A 17,545-nucleotide genomic window follows, 5' to 3' on the forward strand; every position below is an offset into this window, starting at 1 on the left:
ATCAATGGTTTCTGGAATTTTCTTTATGTGGACAATGCGCAACATCACAACGAAATAGGCCGCGCGTAATGCGCGGCCTTTGGTCCGTAACAGACTGAATTGACGTTAGTTTGTGCAAGGGATTGGGGTTTCGACGATTTCGTTCCCACGTCGAGTTCGGACGGTGCAGACTTGTTTCTTGGGTGCCTGCGGCGCCGGGGCTGCTTCTTTGATTCCAAGCAGTTTTCGTTGATCGACTTCGATAGCGCTCGCAACCGCTTCATCCTGCGCTCCAACCAGAGCCAATGATAGCCGTCCAGTGTTTTGGGCTTGCGCGAGCGCTGCAATTTGTTCAGGTGTCGCTGCAACAGTGACCGTACGTGCAATCGTCGCACCGGTTATGTCCGATCCAGCGATTTGATCGACCGCGATCAACTGGATCTTGCTTTGAATTAAGCGCGTGATTTCCCCCTGAGCGCCTTCAACCGCGCCACGCAACGAGCCTGTCCAATAGACATCAATGTTATCTCCAGGGCGCAGAAAGCCCGATACGCCGGAGGCGACGTCAACACTGATGGCGAACGCGCGCATTCCTTTTTCAAGTTGCGACGTAAGGCCTGCGGCTTCACCGGGCCTTGTAACTTTCACCTTCATGAGTGCTTCGTCTTTTTCCATCGCTCTGAGAACGAAGCGTTCGCTGTCATCGGTCTCAGGAAAAAGCACGGCTATGTCAGTGAAGCTGCCTTCAGGCACTGCTGATTCAGGCCATTGAACCATACGGACATCATCTTGCGACAGAGGTTCGCCATATCTTAGCTTACGATTCGATACGACTACGCCGACGGTTGGAACAACGCCTTCTTTGGCGCTGGCCAGCGCCTCTTGCGCCGCCAGCCGCTCGCGGGCAAGTGCACTCTGATGCTCAGTTATATAGCCCCGCGCCATATAAACTGCGCCGCCTGCCAGGACGACGCCGATGATTAAGACAAGACCAAACATAGCTCGCATATTATTACCTCACGTTCATCGTCGCGCGGATGAGTATTCAAAGCGGATGGGATGTTTTGATTGTACCCCAACGTGTTCGCGATCAACGCTAGCTTTGAATTGTGTCGAAATAAGGGACAATAAGAACAAATTCATTGTCGTATTGAGGTCGTATACCAATCGCCCCAGTTGTTTGCCGCTAAGAAAGAATAGAAAAGAGCCACATCAGATCTCTCTGATATGGCTCCAAGATTTGGCTTAGCACTAGCCGTGCTTCGATATCTTAGCCGCCGGTGCCGCTGTCAGAGCTGTCAGCGCTTGTTGCTCCGGTAACGCCACCAGCCGATGTGGTGCTTACAGTTGCGCCGGTCATCGCTGCTTCCACATTGTCAGCCATGCCCGAAGCACCGCCTGAGATGCCGCTGTATGCAACAGCTGCCAGGCCCACAACAGCTGCGGTCAGAACGACCCAGTCTACAGTTACGGCGCCGTCTTCGTCTTTGCGGAAGTTCTTGATGAACTTGATCATGTTACGTCCCTCCTAAAGGATCAAAAAGTAATTAACCTCGGCGTCTTCCAGAGCTTTCTCTCTCAGTCCGCTCCCGATCGTCTCGGCATGGATATATGTTTGACCCTTGTGCGTGGCAGGAATTGGGCCAATCGCGATTTTTTTCACTCAAAGCTTAACTTTTTGATGAGAAATATTGTAACATACGGAAAATAAACGAAAAAAAATATCTCCTTTTTACTTCCACCCGCCACGAGCGATGCAAAATAGCGGCAAATGAGGCGAAATTGCCCCAATTCGCGTTGTTTTTCTGGTGTAATGAGCTGTTCTCAGGTTCAAACTGTTCCAAAAGATAAAAATCGAGGCAGGCAAATGTATTTCCGGGACGCACTTATATGCGCCGGCGCGGTCGCGTTGCTAATAGGTGGCGCAGCGCAGGTCTTTGCGACCGAGCAAGAACCGCGCGGTGTTTACAAGCGGCTCTCAGCCCCCAAGCCGGGAGCGCGCGTGCGAGTCACCATCCAAATCACACCAGAACAGCATGCGACTGCTCCTTCGGCCCCCAGCACCGGGGCTTTGCTTGAGGTGCCAGACGATGTGACGCCAGCAAAGGTGCCCGCCTCGACGCCACCCAAGATTGCCGGGGCTGGGACCGGGATCGCTAAGCCTGTTGGATCCTACAAAGCGTTCTGGAATCGGGTGTCGCCCGAACTGGCGCAGGCAAATGCAGGGCGGTTGCGTGAGGCTGTGCAGGCGCTGACCGCCACGGGTGTTGCTGCGCCACGCCTGCAGACATTGCAGGAAATCGTCAATCAGCGGGGTGTTGATATTCTGCGGTCCACCGTGGGCACCAATGTGTCACCCGCGCTGGTGCTGGCCGTGATCTCGGTAGAATCGGCAGGAAAGACTGAGGCCGTGAGCTCTGCGGGTGCACAGGGCCTGATGCAGCTGATGCCGGCGACGGCCGAGCGCTTTGGGGTAAAAGACAGTTTCAAGCCCGAACAGAATATCGAGGGCGGCGTACGGTATCTGCATTGGTTGATGGAAGAGTTTGGGCAGGATCCGATTCTGGTCCTGGCTGGCTATAACGCGGGTGAGGGAGCCGTGCATAAGCACAGCGGAGTGCCGCCCTACGCCGAAACGCGGGATTATGTGCCAAAGGTCCTTGCGGCGTTTCAGGTTGCCAGCGCCTTATGTACGACGACACCTCAATTTGTCTCGGACCCCTGCGTCTTTCAGACCACCAACTAAAAAAGGCCCGCATAGCAGCGGGCCTTCTGATTCATAGACGGGGCACTCAACCGACAATCGTCGCCTGAGTGGCTGCGCGCATATCGTCTTCGCTGACACCATCGGCCAGCTCTACGATCTTAAGCCCGCCTTCGACAACATCCAGCACGCCAAGATTGGTGATGATGCGATCAACGACGCCCTGGCCAGTCAGTGGCAGAGTGCACTCTTTCAGCACTTTTGAATCGCCGTGCTTGTTGGTGTGATCCATGACCACGATTACGCGGCCCACACCGGCCACCAGATCCATCGCGCCGCCCATGCCTTTGACCAACTTGCCGGGAATCATCCAGTTCGCCAGATCGCCTTTCTCGTCCACTTCCATCGCACCCAGAATCGCAGCGGCGATTTTACCGCCTCGGATCATGGCAAACGAAGTCGCGCTATCGAAATAGGACGTGCGAGACAGTTCGGTGATTGTCTGTTTCCCTGCGTTGATCAGGTCCGCGTCTTCCTCGCCTTCGAACGGGAAGGGGCCCATGCCCAGCATGCCGTTCTCGGATTGCAGCGTAATATCCTTGTCACCCACATAGTTCGCCACCAGCGTCGGAATCCCGATGCCGAGGTTTACATACATGCCGTCTTCCAGCTCTTCTGCCGCGCGTGCGGCCATCTGATTGCGATCCCAGGGCATTATGCGTCCTCCTTCTTGCGGGTGGTGCGCTGTTCGATGCGCTTTTCGTGGCTGCCTTGAATGATGCGATGCACATAGATGCCGGGCAGGTGGATCGAATCCGGTTCAAGTGAGCCGCGCGGGACGATCTCTTCGACCTCAGCCACACAGATTTTACCGCAGGTCGCGGCGGGCACGTTGAAGTTACGAGCGGTCTTGCGGAACACGAGGTTCCCGGTGTCATCAGCTTTCCACGCCTTCACGATGGCGAGGTCGGCGAAGATGCCTTCCTCCATGATATAGGTCTCGCCGTTGAATTCCTTGTGCTCTTTACCCTCCGCAATCACCGTGCCTACACCTGTCTTGGTGTAGAACCCGGGGATGCCAGCACCACCGGCGCGCATCCGCTCGGCCAGCGTGCCTTGCGGGTTGAATTCCAGCTCAAGTTCACCGCTCAGGTATTGGCGCATGAACTCGGCGTTTTCGCCGACATATGAGCTGATCATCTTCTTGACCTGCTTGGTCTGCAGCAGGATGCCGATACCGAAATCATCAACACCTGCGTTGTTCGAGGCAAAGGTCAGATCCTTGGCACCCGAGGCCTTGATCGCCTCAAGCAGCATCTCTGGGATACCGCACAGCCCAAAGCCGCCCGCCGCGATGAGCATGCCGTCCGAGATCACCCCATCGAGCGCCTCATCGGCATTGTCATAGATTTTCTTCATGGAAAACTCCCCCAATGACATGGTGTTGGGCCGAGTTGTGCCGTCACGTCATTGGGAAGTCAATGAAACCCGGGCGAGGGTGGTATTTCTACCTAGCCCGCCGCCTTCTTTTTCGGCGCTGCCTTTTTCTTGGTACCCTTCTTGGCCGCGCGTTCATTGACCAGTTCGATGGCCATTTCCTGCGTCACATCCTCGGGCTTGATGTCCTTGGGGATGGTCGCATTGACCTTTTCCCACTTCACATAGGGCCCATAGCGCCCATCCAGAACCTGCATTGTGCCGCCGTCGGGGTGCTCACCCAGTTCTTTCAACGGTTTTGCCGCTGCGCGCCGCCCGCGCCCCGGATTAGCGCGCTTTTCGGCCAGCAGCTCCACGGCGCGGTTCATACCGATCTCGAATACATCATTGGGGTCTTTGAGGTTGGCATAGACCGGTTTGGCCTCGTCGGCGAGCTGATGCATCAGGTACGGGCCAAAGCGGCCAAAGTTTGACGTGATCATACCGCCTTCAGGATGTTCCCCGATCTGACGCGGCAGGCTGAGCAGCGTCAGCGCTTTCTCCAAATCCATGTCATCCTTGCTCCAGCCGCGGGGTAGGGACGCACGCGGGGGCTTCTTATTCTCGGGCGTGGGTTCGCCGCGCTGAACATATGGCCCGAACCGGCCGGATTTCAACCAGATTTCATCGCCCGCATCCTCGCCCAGCAGCCGTTCGTCGCCTTCTGCGCCTTCGCCCGCGATGGGGCGGGTATAGGTGCATTCGGGGTAGTTGCCGCAGCCCACAAAACCACCGGTGCGAGAGGTCTTCAGGTGCAATTGACCGACACCGCATTTCGGGCAGATGCGCGGATCAGAGCCGTCTTCGCGCGGCGGATACAGCTGCGGTGCCAGCGCCTCGTCCAGCTTGTCTAGCACCTCTGAGATGCGCAATTCCGACGTCTCGCCAATCGCCGCCGAGAAATCACGCCAGAATTTGCCCAGCAGATCCTTGTAGTCACGGTCACCCGCACTAACGTCGTCAAGTTCCTCTTCCAGATTGGCGGTGAACTCATAGCCCACATATTGCCGGAAGAAGTTCAGAAGGAAGATCGTCACGATCCGGCCCTTCTCCTCAGGGATCAGCCGGTTCTTGTCCTTGCGCACATATTCACGGTCCTGAATCGTGGTGACGATCGAGGCATAGGTCGAGGGCCGCCCGATCCCCAGCTCTTCCATACGTTTGACCAGAGTGGCCTCGGTATAGCGCGGAGGCGGTTGAGTATGGTGCTGCAGTGCAAGCACGGCCTCTTTGTCAGACAGAATCGCGGCTTTGTCCGAGTCGCCGGTGGCCTTGGTAAACTGATCGCGCAGCGATGTTTTGGCAAAACGCGCCGGATCGCCCTGCATGATCTGTGGCAGGCGCTTGTCGTCATCGTCGACAACGTCATCGCGGCCTTCTTCATAAACACGCATGAAACCGTCGAACAGCACCACCTGACCAGTGGCGCGCAGACCAACCTGACCGTCTGTGCTGGTGATCTCAACTGTCGTACGCTCCAGCCGCGCGGCGGCCATCTGGCAGGCGATGGTGCGCTTCCAGATCAGATCATAGAGCTTGCGCTGATCCTCATCGGTCACCTTCAACGCCTTGGCATCGCGCGACATATCTGTCGGGCGAATACACTCGTGCGCTTCCTGCGCGTTCTTGGCCTTGTTCTTGTACATGCGCGGGCTGTCAGGCACGTATTCCGCGCCATAACGATCTGCAATCGCATCGCGCGCTGCGGCCACGGCCTCGGGTGCCATGTCGATGCCGTCGGTTCGCATATAGGTAATGTAACCAGCTTCATACAGCCGCTGTGCCACTTGCATCGCATGGCGCGCACCCATGCCAAACTTGCGGCTGGCTTCCTGTTGCAAGGTCGATGTCATGAACGGGGCAGAGGGGTTACGGGCGGCAGGCTTGGCCTCGACCGACGACACGCTTAGATCGCGGCTGGTGATGGCTTGAACGGCCAGTTCAGCTTGCGTTGCGTTTGTCAGATCATGCTTGTCCAGCTTTTTACCGGCCAGAGTGACCAGACGTGCCTCATAGGTCTGGCCCCGGGGCGTCTCGAACACGGCCTTGACCGACCAGTATTCGACCGGCTTGAAGGCTTCGATCTCCATCTCGCGTTCGACGATCAGGCGCAGGCAAACCGATTGCACGCGTCCCGCCGAACGCGCGCCCGGCAGCTTGCGCCAAAGAACCGGCGACAGGTTGAAGCCCACCAGATAGTCCAGCGCGCGACGGGCCAGATAGGCCTCGACCAGAGGCATATCGACCTCACGCGGGTTCTGCATCGCCTCGGTCACGGCGTCCTTGGTAATGGCGTTGAATGTCACGCGGCTGACCGGCGTGTCCTTCTTGATCGAGCGGCGCTTGGTAAGCGCTTCCTGCAGATGCCAGCTGATCGCTTCGCCCTCGCGGTCAGGGTCAGTTGCGAGGATCAGAGCGTTGTCTTCCTTCAGTGCGTCGGCAATGGCTTTGACATGCTTTTTGCTGTCATTGCCGACCTCCCATTTCATCGAAAATTCGTGCTCAGGATCGACTGAACCATCTTTCGGCGGCAGGTCCCGCACATGGCCGTACGAGGCCAAAACCGTGTAGTCGGGGCCGAGATATTTGTTGATTGTTTTTGCTTTGGCCGGAGATTCTACAACAACTACAGGCATTTAAGTGGAAACCTCGCTCGACGAATTGGGCGCCTTCTATGGTGGTGCAAAATGTGTGGGGCAAGACAGAATTGTCAATGCGTTCCTTTTACCGCCTGAAAAGCGGTGTGATTTCAGCATGCTAGAGGGTGTTTGAACGATATGCGCGCGTCAAAGCATCAGCCGATTCAAAGGACGCGCCTTAGCTGGCCAGGGATAATAACCCGCCCGGTTGGCGCTGGATCCGCCCCTCAAGCTCAAGATCAACCAGTGCAGGGCCCAGCTCTCCGGCGGTGGCGGCAATGTCGCGCAGCAACTGATCCTCGGCAATAGGCGAAGGGCCAAGGCGATCGAGGATTTGCGCGTGAATTGCCTGCACAGGGTTGCGTTTGGGGGCCGCGGTTGGCGTTTCAGGTTCCGAGAAATGCGCGACCTGTGCTGGCAGGGCTTCGAGAACATCGTCGGCGGACCGCACGAGCGTTGCCCCGTCGCGAATCAACAGATTGCATCCAGCGGCTCTTGAATCAAAAGGATGACCTGGAACAGCCAGCACCTCGCGCCCCTGATCCAGAGCGTCCCGGGCGGTAATGAGGCTTCCTGACTTGGCAGCAGCCTCAACCACGACAACTGCCTGTGCCAGCCCCGATATTATGCGATTGCGGCGGGGGAAATGGCGGGCCTGGGGCGTCATACCCATCGGCTGTTCGGACAGGCGCAGACCCTTGCGGGCGATATCATGCGCCAGATCGGTGTTCTCTGCCGGGTAAATCACATCTACGCCCCCGGCCATGACCGCTATCGTGCCGGTCTCCAACGATGCCAGATGCGCCGCGGTATCAATGCCGCGTGCCAGTCCTGATACGATGGTATGTCCTTTGTTGCCCAGTTCAGAGGCTAACCCCCGCGCCATGCGCGCGCCTAGAGAGGAGCAATTGCGGGCACCTACCATGGCGATCGCAGGTTTTTGAAGAAGCGACACGTCCCCGACGGCCCATAGCAAGGGCGGAGCGTCGTTCAGATCATCCAAGGCGGTGGGAAAATCGGCGGCCCCAAGGCACAAAAGCCGCGCCTTGGCGGCTTTTGCAGCCTTGAGCTCCGCCTCGATGACGCCGGGAGGGCAGATTTCATACCCTTCTATTCCGGCAGCGCGTGCCATTTCGGGTAGCGCGGCCAGCGCGTTCTGCGCCGAGCTATGTTCACGCAGCAGCCTGCGAAATGTCGCTGGGCCAACCTTGCGTGAGCGCAACAGGCGAAGCCACGAAAACCGGTCCTCTTCCGTGGTGGGTGGGAGTGGGGGGTGATTGGAAGAAAGCTGCTCCTCGGTCATCCGGTGCTCCGCCTGATTGCAGAACTGGTTTACGGGTTCGGGGGTTAACAGCCTGTAAATCGCGGAAAATTAGATGCGATTTGTTGAAGGAATTTGGCCGACGATCTGCATATAGCTTTGAAAATAGATGAGAAAATTCGTGCGAATTTTCTTGGCCCGGTTGGCGGGCGGATTGCGCTCAGGCGAATTAGAAGGGCACCGTGTTAACGGTGCGCCCATGTATTTTTTCTTGGGTCCGACTCAGGCGGCTGACCCACCGACGGTCAGGCCATCCATCAAAACGGTTGGCTGCCCGACACCGACCGGCACCCATTGCCCGTCTTTGCCGCACGTCCCCATGCCGGGATCCAATGCCATATCATTGCCCAGACCGCGGATACGCTTCAATGCCGAGGGCCCATCGCCAATCAAAGTAGCACCTTTGACGGGTGCGCCGATCTTGCCGTTTTCGACGCGGTAGGCCTCGGTGCAGGAGAAGACGAACTTGCCGTTGGTAATATCGACCTGACCGCCGCCGAATCCCACGGCCCAGATTCCGTCCTTGATATCGGCGACCAGCGCCGCCGGATCGGAGTCACCGCCGAGCATGATGGTATTGGTCATGCGTGGCATGGGTTTGTGCGCATAACTCTGCCGGCGCCCGTTCCCGGTTGGTGATACCCCCATAAGGCGGGCGTTCTGGCGGTCTTGCATGTAACCGGTCAGGATACCGTCCTCAATCAGCACCGTTCGCGAGCTTGGTGTGCCTTCGTCATCCACGGTTATCGAGCCGCGCCGATCAGCGATGGTGCCATCATCCACCACAGTGACGCCCTTTGAGGCAATCTGCTGCCCCATCAGACCAGCAAAGGCCGAGCTTCCCTTGCGATTGAAATCGCCTTCAAGCCCGTGGCCGATGGCTTCGTGCAACAGGATACCGGGCCAGCCGGGGCCAAGCGCAACCTCCATCACACCGGCGGGTGCGGGGATTGCATCTAGGTTCACTAGTGCAATCCGTAGCGCCTCGCGTGTCTTGTCCTGCCAGTCAGCAGGGTCGATCAGGCCGTCCAGCCCCACACGACCTCCGCCCCCGGCCGAGCCGCTCTCACGTCGTCCGTTCTGTTCGACGATGACCGAAACATTCAGGCGTGTCATCGGGCGCACATCGCGCACCAGCACACCGTCGGGGCGCAGAATTTCAACTTCTTGAACTGCGGCAGCGATGGTGGCGCTGACCTGCACCACGCGCGGGTCCAGATCGCGGGCAAAGGCGTCAACCGCACGCAGGGTCTCTATCTTGACTGGGAAATCGGCAGATTCGATGGGATCTTCATCCGTATAAAGCCGGATATTGGTTGATCGCGGAGGCTCAGCCAACGTACCGCCACCATCACCTACCGCAAGGCGTGCCGTTTCCGCGGCGCGTTTCAGGGCAGGGATCGAAACATCTGTTGAATGAGCATATCCCGCCACTTCGCCCTGAACAGCGCGTAGACCGAAGCCTTCGGATGCGTCATAAGATGCTGTGCGCAGACGCCCGTCATCGAACACCAGAGACTCGGACTTTCGGCGTTCGACAAAAAGCTCTCCGTCTTCGGCCCCGGCTGTTGCGGACTGCAAGACAGCAAGCGCTTCGTCTTGCGGAAGAGTGCTCTCAAAAGGGCGAAATGGGGCCTGAGTCATGGGTTGCGACCTTTCGGGTTTGATCCAGATCAAAAATAGCGTCTGTTTGACGCAAGCATTTTGCTTTATCTACCTCCCGGAATATGGTTTTTAACGCGGCCAAAGACAACGGGAGAGGTGCGACCGATTCACACCTTTTCGCCAGGGACGCAAAGATCAAACGATCAGGACAGAACATGAAGAATGCTTTGATGCTTTCGGGGCTTGCAACAGCCCTCTCCAGCCTTCCAGCCATGGCTCAGGAGCTTGAGATTATTGGCAAGCCGGTCGATGGTGGCATGGGTTTCCAGCCTGCCGCGACAAGCCTCGCGGAAGGTATCCAGCGGTTGGACGGAATGATTCTCGTGATCATCACCGCAATCTGCCTGCTGGTCGCGGGTCTGCTGGTGTACTGCATCATGCGCTACAACCAGCGCGTCAACCCGAATCCTGCGCGATTCTCGCACTACACCCCGGTTGAGATTGCGTGGACGCTTGGCCCGATCCTGATTCTGGTCTTTATCGGAGCGTTTTCGCTGCCGGTGCTGTTCAAGCAGCAGGAAATTCCGGAAGGTGACGTGGTGATCAAAGTCGTGGGCAACCAGTGGTACTGGACCTACGAATATGTGGATCACGATTTTGCCTTCGACAGCTATCTTCTGGGCCATCCGGCCACTCTGGATGAGGGCGCGCGCCCGGCGGATGCCGACGTAACGCCGTTTGTTCTGGACGATGCGATGCGTGCGAAGCTCGCGGATTCCGGTTATGGCGACGATGAATGGCTTCTGGCCACCGACACGGCTGTTGTCGTACCGGTTGGCAAGATCATCGTGATGCAGGTCACGGCGTCGGACGTGATCCACTCTTGGGCCATCCCTTCCTTTGGCGTGAAGCAGGACGGTGTACCAGGTCGCCTGGCCGAGCTGTGGTTCCAGGCCGACAAGGAAGGCGTCTATTTCGGCCAGTGCTCGGAACTGTGCGGCAAGGACCATGCCTATATGCCGATCACGGTGAAAGTGGTCAGCGAAGAAGCCTATGAAGAATGGCTGCAAGGTGCTCTGGAAGAGTATGCAGGTCAGCCTGCTGCTTACCAGGTGGCCTCGAACTAAGCCCATCGCGGGCTAGGTAAACACAAGCGGGCTGCGCGGTAATCGCGCGGCTTTTGCCCCAGAAGGACCGGATATGAGCGACGCAAGCTTCAATGCCAGCACCGTTTCTGCACAACCCCGTGCGGATGAGGCGGGCTTTGGTGATTATTTCGCCTTGCTGAAGCCGCGCGTGATGTCGCTGGTGGTGTTCACCGCTCTGGTCGGGCTGCTGGCCGCGCCGGTTCCTGTGCATCCGTTTGTCGGGTTTTGCGCCATTTTGTTCATTGCTATCGGTGGCGGCGCATCGGGTGCGCTGAACATGTGGTGGGACGCGGATATCGACCGTGTCATGAAGCGCACCAAAGGCCGCCCGATCCCGTCCGGCAAGGTCGAAGAGGGTGAGGCATTGGCGCTGGGTCTGGCTCTGTCCGGCCTGTCCGTCATCATGCTCGGCTTGGCGACGAACTGGTTTGCAGGCGCGTTCCTGGGTTTCACCATTTTCTTCTATGTCGCCGTCTACACCATGTGGCTCAAGCGCTCGACCCCGCAGAACATCGTGATCGGTGGCGCGGCCGGGGCGTTCCCGCCGGTGATCGGCTGGGTCGCCGCGACGGGATCAATGTCGATCGAACCGTGGCTGATGTTTGCTCTGACCTTCATGTGGACGCCGCCGCATTTCTGGGCGTTGGCGCTGTTCATGCGTTCGGACTACGATGATGCGGGCGTGCCGATGCTGACCGTGACTCATGGACGTCGGGCGACGCGCTGGCATATTCTGGTTTACACGGCTTTGCTGGCCCTGCTGGCCATCGGCACAGCCTTCTCGGGCATTGGCGGGCCGATCTACCTGACTGTTGCAGTGGTAATGAACGCCCTGTTCCTGCGTGGCGCGTGGCTGATTTTCCGCCGCAGCGAGGATGACTCAGAGGCTGACAATTTCAAGGTGGAGCGCAGCTTCTTCAAGCTGTCGCTGCTGTATCTCTTCCTGCATTTCGGTGCGATCCTCTTTGAGGCCTTGCTGAAACCCTATGGATTGGGAGGCTGGTCATGAGCCTGCGCAAAACCCATGAGCTTCACCAGCGCCGGTTCAGCCGCAATCTGGGCGTAGGCCTGACGCTGGCGGCCTTCATCGTGATCATCTTTGGTCTGACCGTCGTGAAGGTGTCGGGCACGGACTTCAACATGGCGACGCAAGAGGTGCAGAACTGATGGCGCTTTCGGGTCCTCAGAAGACTGTTGCCCAGACTGTGGGTGTTGTGGTGCTGATGGGCAGCCTCGCTTGGGCGGCAGTGCCGTTCTACGACTGGTTCTGCCGGGTTACCGGATTTGGTGGCACTACCGGTGTGGCGGAAACCGCACCCGAAGATATTCTGGATCGCACCATCACCGTGCGCTTTGACGCCTCAAAGGCCAAGGATATGGACTGGGAGTTCAAGCCGGTTGAGCGCGAAATGGAGGTGCGTATCGGTGAAACCGGTCTGGCCTTCTATGAAGCCTACAACCCCACCGATCGCCCGATTGCCGGGCAGGCGTCTTACAATGTCGCGCCCTATTCGGCGGGTGGATATTTTCAGAAAATCGCCTGTTTCTGCTTTGAAGAGCAGGTACTGCAACCCGGTGAGCGGGTTGAGATGCCGGTGACTTTCTTCGTCGCCCCCGAAATGGTCGAAGATCTGGAAGCCAAGTATGTTCATACGATCACGCTGTCGTATACATTCTATGAAATTGACCTGCCCGAGGGCTATGCCGCCCTTGACGTGCAGGCTGATACAAACAAGAACTAACGCCTGTAGGTGAGGGACGCTGATGGCACACGCAAAAGACCATGATTATCACATTCTGAACCCGTCGATCTGGCCACTGGTCGGCGCGGCGGCCGGCTTTGTGATGCTGTTCGGAGCTGTTCTGTGGATGCACGGGGTGACCCCGTGGATCTTCTGGATGGGGTTGATTGGTGTTCTGTACACCATGTTTGCCTGGTGGTCCGAAGTGGTGGTCGAAAGCCGCCAGGGCGACCATACGCCGGTTGTGCGCATCGGCCTGCGCTATGGTTTCATCCTGTTCGTGATGTCCGAGGTGATGTTCTTCTTCGCTTGGTTCTGGTCGTTCTTCAAACATCGCATGTATCCGATGTACGACTATGCTGGCACTGAATACATCCAGCCGGACATCCATGCGGTCGACCCGTTCCACCTGCCGCTGATCAACACTCTGGTCTTGCTGCTGTCGGGCTGTGCGATCACATGGGCGCACCATGCGCTGGTACATAACAATGACCGCAAGGCGCTGGTGCAGGGTCTGGCGATCGGGATCGCACTGGGCATCGCCTTTACCGCGCTACAGGGGTTCGAATATTACGAACTGCTGGCTCATGAAGGCTGGAAGTTTGGTGGCGACCAGTTCTACTCGAACTTCTTCATGGCGACCGGTTTCCACGGCGCGCATGTGATCATCGGGACGATCTTCTTGTCGGTCTGCCTGATCCGGGCGCTGAAAGGTGACTTCACCCCCGAGAAACATGTCGGGTTCGAAGCCGCGGCCTGGTACTGGCACTTTGTCGACGTCGTCTGGCTGTTCCTGTTCTTCGCCGTTTACATCTGGGGTCAAGCTCCGCTGATGTAACGCCGGTCAGGTGATCCAATTGCAAAAGCCGCCCTATGGGGCGGCTTTTTCTCTATTCGGGGCGCAAGATTGCGCCCGATACAATTGCGTGGTTGCAATTCGGCCCACGCCCCCCTTAACAAGACGCCGGTTCCTGCTACGAGGTCTGATCCCGCCATGCGCCGCATTCTGTTCCTGCTGATATTCGGTGTCGCCGGTTTGGGCGTGCTGCTGTCACTGGGTTTTTGGCAAGTTCAGCGGCTGGCGTGGAAACAGGAGGTTCTGGCTGAGATCGAAAGCCGCATGTCTGCCGATCCGGTCGCTTTGCCACCGCAGGTGTCCGAGGCCGGAGATAAATACCTGCCTGTGACGATTTCCGGTGATCTGGAACCCAACGAAATTCACGTTCTGGTCTCGGTAAAGCAGGTGGGTGCGGGATATCGTATCATCCAGCCATTCCACACTGCGGACCGGACCATTCTGGTAGATCGCGGCTTTGTGCCGACCACAGCCAAACAGGCGGATCGTTTGGCTGGCCCTATGGAGATCACTGGCAATTTGCATTGGCCCGATGAGGTCGATGGCTACACGCCCGAACCCGATATCGGCAGCAACATCTGGTTCGCCCGTGACTTGCCCGCGCTGGCGGCGGCCCTGGGGGCTGAGCCGGTGCTGCTGATTGCGCGGTCCGAAACCGACCCGAACGTGACGCCTCTGCCGGTCGATACAGCGGGCATTCCCAACGATCATCTGCAATATGCAATCACCTGGTTTGGTCTGGCTCTGGTCTGGGCCGCCATGACCGGGTACTTCCTGTGGCGCAGCCGTGCCAATTCTGAGAGTGACGCGACATGAAATACATCTCGACCCGCGGGCAGGCGCCCGAACTGAGTTTTGAAGAGGCAATGCTGACCGGGCTGGCCCGTGACGGCGGCCTGTATCTGCCCGCCGAGATTCCGGTTTTGAGCCAGGATGACATCGCCGCGCTGGCCGGTCTGCCCTATGAGGAAATCGCGTTCCGCGTCATGTGGCCCTATGTCAGCGGCTCATTTGCCGAAGGTGAGTTCAAGGACATCATCGCCCGCGCCTATGAAGGTTTCGGCCATGACGCCCGCGCGCCGCTGAAGCAACTGAACGAGAACCATTTTCTGCTGGAGCTGTTCCACGGGCCGACGCTGGCCTTCAAGGACTTTGCCATGCAGCTGATCGGGCAGTTGTTCCAGGTGGCCCTTAAGCGGCGCAATGACCGCGTGACCATCGTCGGCGCGACCAGCGGCGACACCGGCTCAGCCGCTATCGAAGCGTTTCGGGGGCTGGACGCGGTCGACGTGTTCATCCTGTATCCGCATAGCCGCGTGTCCGAGGTGCAGCGCCGTCAGATGACGACGCCTGCGGACAGCAATGTGCACGCGCTGGCCGTCGATGGAGATTTTGACGATTGCCAAGCCGCGCTGAAGGATATGTTCAACGATTTCGACTTCCGCGATGGTGTGAAGCTGGCCGGGGTGAACTCGATCAACTTTGCGCGGGTACTGGCGCAGATCGTTTATTACTTTTCGGCCGCCGTCAGCCTCGGCGCGCCACACCGGAAGGTCAGTTTCACTGTGCCAACCGGCAATTTCGGCGATATCTTCGCGGGCTATCTGGCCAAACGCATGGGTCTTCCTATCGATCGACTGGTGGTGGCAACCAACCAGAACGACATCCTGCATCGCTGTCTCTCGGGCGAAGGCTATTTCAAGGGCGACACCATCCCCTCGATCAGCCCGTCGATGGATATTCAGGTCAGCTCGAACTTTGAGCGTGCGCTGTATTATGCCTATGGCGAAGACGGCGGCGCGGTTGCGCAGTTGATGGACGAACTCAAGACCGGGGGCTTCAACGTCAGTCAAGGCGCGATGGAAGCGCTGCGCGAAAGTTTCGATTCAGGCCGTGTGTCCGAGGACGAGACGCTTGAAACGATTAAGCATACTCTGGCCCACAGCGCTGAACTGGTCTGCCCGCACACTGCCGTTGGTATCAAGGTTGCCGAAGAACGCCGCGCGGCAGAGGTGCCGATGATCACGCTGGCCACCGCGCACCCTGCAAAATTCCCGGCAGCGGTCGAGAAGGCGAGCGGCGAACATCCGCCTCTTCCATCCCGCATGTCTGATCTGTATGAACGTCCGGAACGGGTGACCCGCATTGCCAACGATCTGGGCGCCCTTGAGGATCATATCAAAAGGCACATCGCTGAGTGACTGTCAGACAAGACCAACTGAAGAACGGCTTTCGTATCGTCAGTGAACATATGCCGGGGCTGCAATCTGCGGCCATCGGCATCTGGGTGACCGCCGGCGGGCGGCATGAGCGGATCGAACAGAACGGAATTGCGCATTTCCTTGAACATATGGCGTTCAAAGGAACCGAGCGACGTTCCGCGCTGCAAATCGCCGAGGCCATCGAGGATGTGGGCGGCTATATCAACGCCTATACCTCGCGTGAGGTCACAGCCTACTACGCGCGCGTCTTGAAAGACGATGTGGCGCTGGCGATGGACGTGATCGGTGACATCGTTCTGAACCCGGTCTTTGATCCGCGCGAGATCGAGGTTGAGCGTGGCGTGATCCTGCAGGAGATCGGTCAGGCCTATGACACGCCCGACGATGTGATCTTTGACTGGCTGCAGGAGCAGAGCTATCACGACCAGCCCCTTGGCCGCACCATTCTGGGACCGACCGAGCGCGTCAGTGCGTTTTCACGCGAGGACTTGTCGGGTTTCGTGGCCGAACACTACGGGCCGGAACAGATGATCCTGTCTGCCGCAGGGGCGGTGGATCACGACCAACTGATGAAAATGGCCGAAGAGATGTTTGGCCATCTGCAGCCGCGCAAGGGTTTGACGCCCGACGCCGCGCGGTTCACAGGAGGTGAAGCTCGGCAGGAAAAAGAGCTGGAGCAAGCCCATTTTGCACTGGCGCTGGAAAGCCCAGGGTATCGCGATGACGCGATCTATACAGCGCAGATCTATTCGACGGCATTGGGTGGCGGCATGTCCTCGCGCCTGTTTCAGGAAGTGCGCGAGACGCGCGGGCTGTGCTATACGATCTTTGCTCAGACCGGGGCCTACGCGGACACCGGGACGACCACGATCTATGCCGGGACCTCGGCGGATCAGGTGGGCGAGCTAGCGACGATCACCATCGACGAGATGAAGCGCGCGGCGGAAGACATGAGCCCTGAAGAGGTCGCACGTGCCCGTGCTCAGATGAAAGCCGGGATGCTGATGGGGCTAGAAAGCCCGTCGAACCGGGCCGAACGACTGGCGCGGCTGGTGCAGATCTGGGGGCGGGTGCCTTCGCTTGAGGACACGGTCGCCAAGATCGATGCGGTCAGCACCGAAGATGTGCGCGCCTTTGCGGAAGAAATGGCGGTGCAGGCCCCGGCGGCGCTGGCGCTTTATGGCCCGATCTCGGGCGCGCCGACATTGGCGGAACTGCAGGAGAGGCGTGCGGCGTGATGCTGTTGGGCAGACGCAAGCTGAAACTCGAAACCGAGCGCCTGACTCTGCGCCCGCCCATACATTCCGACTTCAACGACTGGACCGCGCTGCGGCGGTCGTCGAAAGATTATCTGGTGCCGTGGGAGCCGGTCTGGGCCAACGATCATCTGAGCCGCAAATCGTTTACTAACCGGGTCTATTGGGCGCAGCGTTCCGTGGCCAGTGGAACGGCGATCCCGTTGTTTCTGTTCCGCCGCAGCGATGATGTGCTGCTGGGGGCGATCACGCTGGACAATATACGGCGGGGTCCGGCGCAGGCGGGAACGCTGGGCTATTGGACCGGTGAGACCTATGCGCGGCAGGGCTTCATGCGTGAGGCGATCGGGGCGGTTGTGCATTACGCCTTTACCCGGCTGGATCTGAGCCGGATCGAGGCGGCCTGTCTTCCGGAAAACAAGGCCTCTCGCGGGTTGTTGGAAAGCTCGGGGTTCAAATACGAAGGCGTGGCGCAGTCTTATCTGCAGATCAATGGGCGGTGGCGGACGCATGTACTCTATGCCTCTTTGCGGTCCGATCGGCGGGGCAAGACGGACGCTGGGTAGGGGCTCTGCCCCCGCCGCGGCAAGCCGCGTC

General features: G+C 58.5%; 17 protein-coding genes. 10 read left to right on the top strand and 7 right to left on the bottom strand.

The annotated features are described in order from the left end of the window. Positions 1–105: 105 nt before the first annotated feature. Together cpaB and ACR0NF_RS00715 are read right to left on the bottom strand one after the other, a co-directional pair. Positions 106–987, bottom strand: a complete 882-nt coding sequence (gene cpaB, locus ACR0NF_RS00710; RefSeq protein WP_480469154.1) for a Flp pilus assembly protein CpaB — start codon at positions 985–987, stop codon at positions 106–108. Positions 988–1,249: 262 nt separating this feature from the next. Further along, positions 1,250–1,495, bottom strand: a complete 246-nt coding sequence (locus ACR0NF_RS00715) for a Flp family type IVb pilin (RefSeq protein WP_480469155.1) — start codon at positions 1,493–1,495, stop codon at positions 1,250–1,252. Between the two features lie 351 nt (positions 1,496–1,846). On the opposite strand from ACR0NF_RS00715, the gene ACR0NF_RS00720 reads away from it, so the two are divergent. Continuing rightward, positions 1,847–2,725 carry a lytic transglycosylase domain-containing protein gene (locus ACR0NF_RS00720; RefSeq protein WP_480657100.1) on the top strand — a complete coding sequence of 293 codons (879 nt, stop codon included), beginning with the start codon at positions 1,847–1,849 and terminating at the stop codon, positions 2,723–2,725. A 46-nt stretch (positions 2,726–2,771) separates the two neighbouring features. Here ACR0NF_RS00720 and ACR0NF_RS00725 read toward each other — a convergent pair whose 3' ends face one another. The 5 genes from ACR0NF_RS00725 to tldD form a co-directional block, all read right to left on the bottom strand. Continuing rightward, a complete protein-coding gene (locus ACR0NF_RS00725; protein WP_480657101.1) occupies positions 2,772–3,398 on the bottom strand; it encodes a 3-oxoacid CoA-transferase subunit B in 627 nt (208 codons plus the stop codon). Next, on the bottom strand, positions 3,398–4,102 hold the full coding sequence (locus ACR0NF_RS00730; protein WP_480469158.1) for a CoA transferase subunit A: 705 nt from the start codon (positions 4,100–4,102) through the stop codon (positions 3,398–3,400). The genes ACR0NF_RS00725 and ACR0NF_RS00730 overlap by 1 nt, the downstream gene beginning before the upstream one ends. Before the next feature lie 92 nt (positions 4,103–4,194). Further along, a complete protein-coding gene (topA, locus tag ACR0NF_RS00735; protein ID WP_480777600.1) occupies positions 4,195–6,795 on the bottom strand; it encodes a type I DNA topoisomerase in 2,601 nt (866 codons plus the stop codon). A gap of 181 nt (positions 6,796–6,976) precedes the next feature. Further along, on the bottom strand, positions 6,977–8,101 hold the full coding sequence (dprA, locus tag ACR0NF_RS00740) for a DNA-processing protein DprA (protein WP_480777601.1): 1,125 nt from the start codon (positions 8,099–8,101) through the stop codon (positions 6,977–6,979). Positions 8,102–8,341: 240 nt separating this feature from the next. Beyond that, a complete protein-coding gene (gene tldD / locus ACR0NF_RS00745; protein WP_480469161.1) occupies positions 8,342–9,763 on the bottom strand; it encodes a metalloprotease TldD in 1,422 nt (473 codons plus the stop codon). Positions 9,764–9,939: 176 nt separating this feature from the next. Here tldD and coxB point away from each other — a divergent pair, with 176 nt between their 5' ends. From coxB to ACR0NF_RS00790, 9 genes are all read left to right on the top strand, one after another. Next, complete coding sequence (gene coxB, locus ACR0NF_RS00750; RefSeq protein ID WP_480469162.1) at positions 9,940–10,851, top strand: cytochrome c oxidase subunit II; 912 nt, start codon at positions 9,940–9,942, stop codon at positions 10,849–10,851. 73 nt (positions 10,852–10,924) lie between these two features. Then, on the top strand, positions 10,925–11,881 hold the full coding sequence (cyoE, locus tag ACR0NF_RS00755) for a heme o synthase (protein WP_480777602.1): 957 nt from the start codon (positions 10,925–10,927) through the stop codon (positions 11,879–11,881). Continuing rightward, positions 11,878–12,039 carry a hypothetical protein gene (locus ACR0NF_RS00760; protein ID WP_480469164.1) on the top strand — a complete coding sequence of 54 codons (162 nt, stop codon included), beginning with the start codon at positions 11,878–11,880 and terminating at the stop codon, positions 12,037–12,039. Before cyoE ends, ACR0NF_RS00760 begins: the two co-directional genes overlap by 4 nt. Further along, positions 12,039–12,614 (top strand): cytochrome c oxidase assembly protein, encoded by a 576-nt coding sequence (locus ACR0NF_RS00765; protein WP_480666610.1) that lies wholly within the window; start codon positions 12,039–12,041, stop codon positions 12,612–12,614. The genes ACR0NF_RS00760 and ACR0NF_RS00765 overlap by 1 nt, the downstream gene beginning before the upstream one ends. A gap of 22 nt (positions 12,615–12,636) precedes the next feature. After that, positions 12,637–13,452 carry a cytochrome c oxidase subunit 3 gene (locus ACR0NF_RS00770; protein WP_480469166.1) on the top strand — a complete coding sequence of 272 codons (816 nt, stop codon included), beginning with the start codon at positions 12,637–12,639 and terminating at the stop codon, positions 13,450–13,452. A gap of 156 nt (positions 13,453–13,608) precedes the next feature. Next, entirely contained in the window at positions 13,609–14,286 is a 678-nt protein-coding gene (locus tag ACR0NF_RS00775) for an SURF1 family protein (RefSeq protein ID WP_480777603.1), read from the top strand. Then, positions 14,283–15,671, top strand: a complete 1,389-nt coding sequence (gene thrC, locus ACR0NF_RS00780) for a threonine synthase (RefSeq protein WP_480777604.1) — start codon at positions 14,283–14,285, stop codon at positions 15,669–15,671. The genes ACR0NF_RS00775 and thrC overlap by 4 nt, the downstream gene beginning before the upstream one ends. After that, positions 15,668–16,930 (top strand): M16 family metallopeptidase, encoded by a 1,263-nt coding sequence (locus ACR0NF_RS00785; protein WP_480777605.1) that lies wholly within the window; start codon positions 15,668–15,670, stop codon positions 16,928–16,930. The genes thrC and ACR0NF_RS00785 overlap by 4 nt, the downstream gene beginning before the upstream one ends. Further along, complete coding sequence (locus tag ACR0NF_RS00790) at positions 16,930–17,514, top strand: GNAT family N-acetyltransferase (protein WP_480469170.1); 585 nt, start codon at positions 16,930–16,932, stop codon at positions 17,512–17,514. Before ACR0NF_RS00785 ends, ACR0NF_RS00790 begins: the two co-directional genes overlap by 1 nt. The last annotated feature ends 31 nt before the right edge of the window (positions 17,515–17,545 follow it).

The sequence above is a fragment of the Ruegeria sp. CF4 genome (assembly GCF_056537345.1).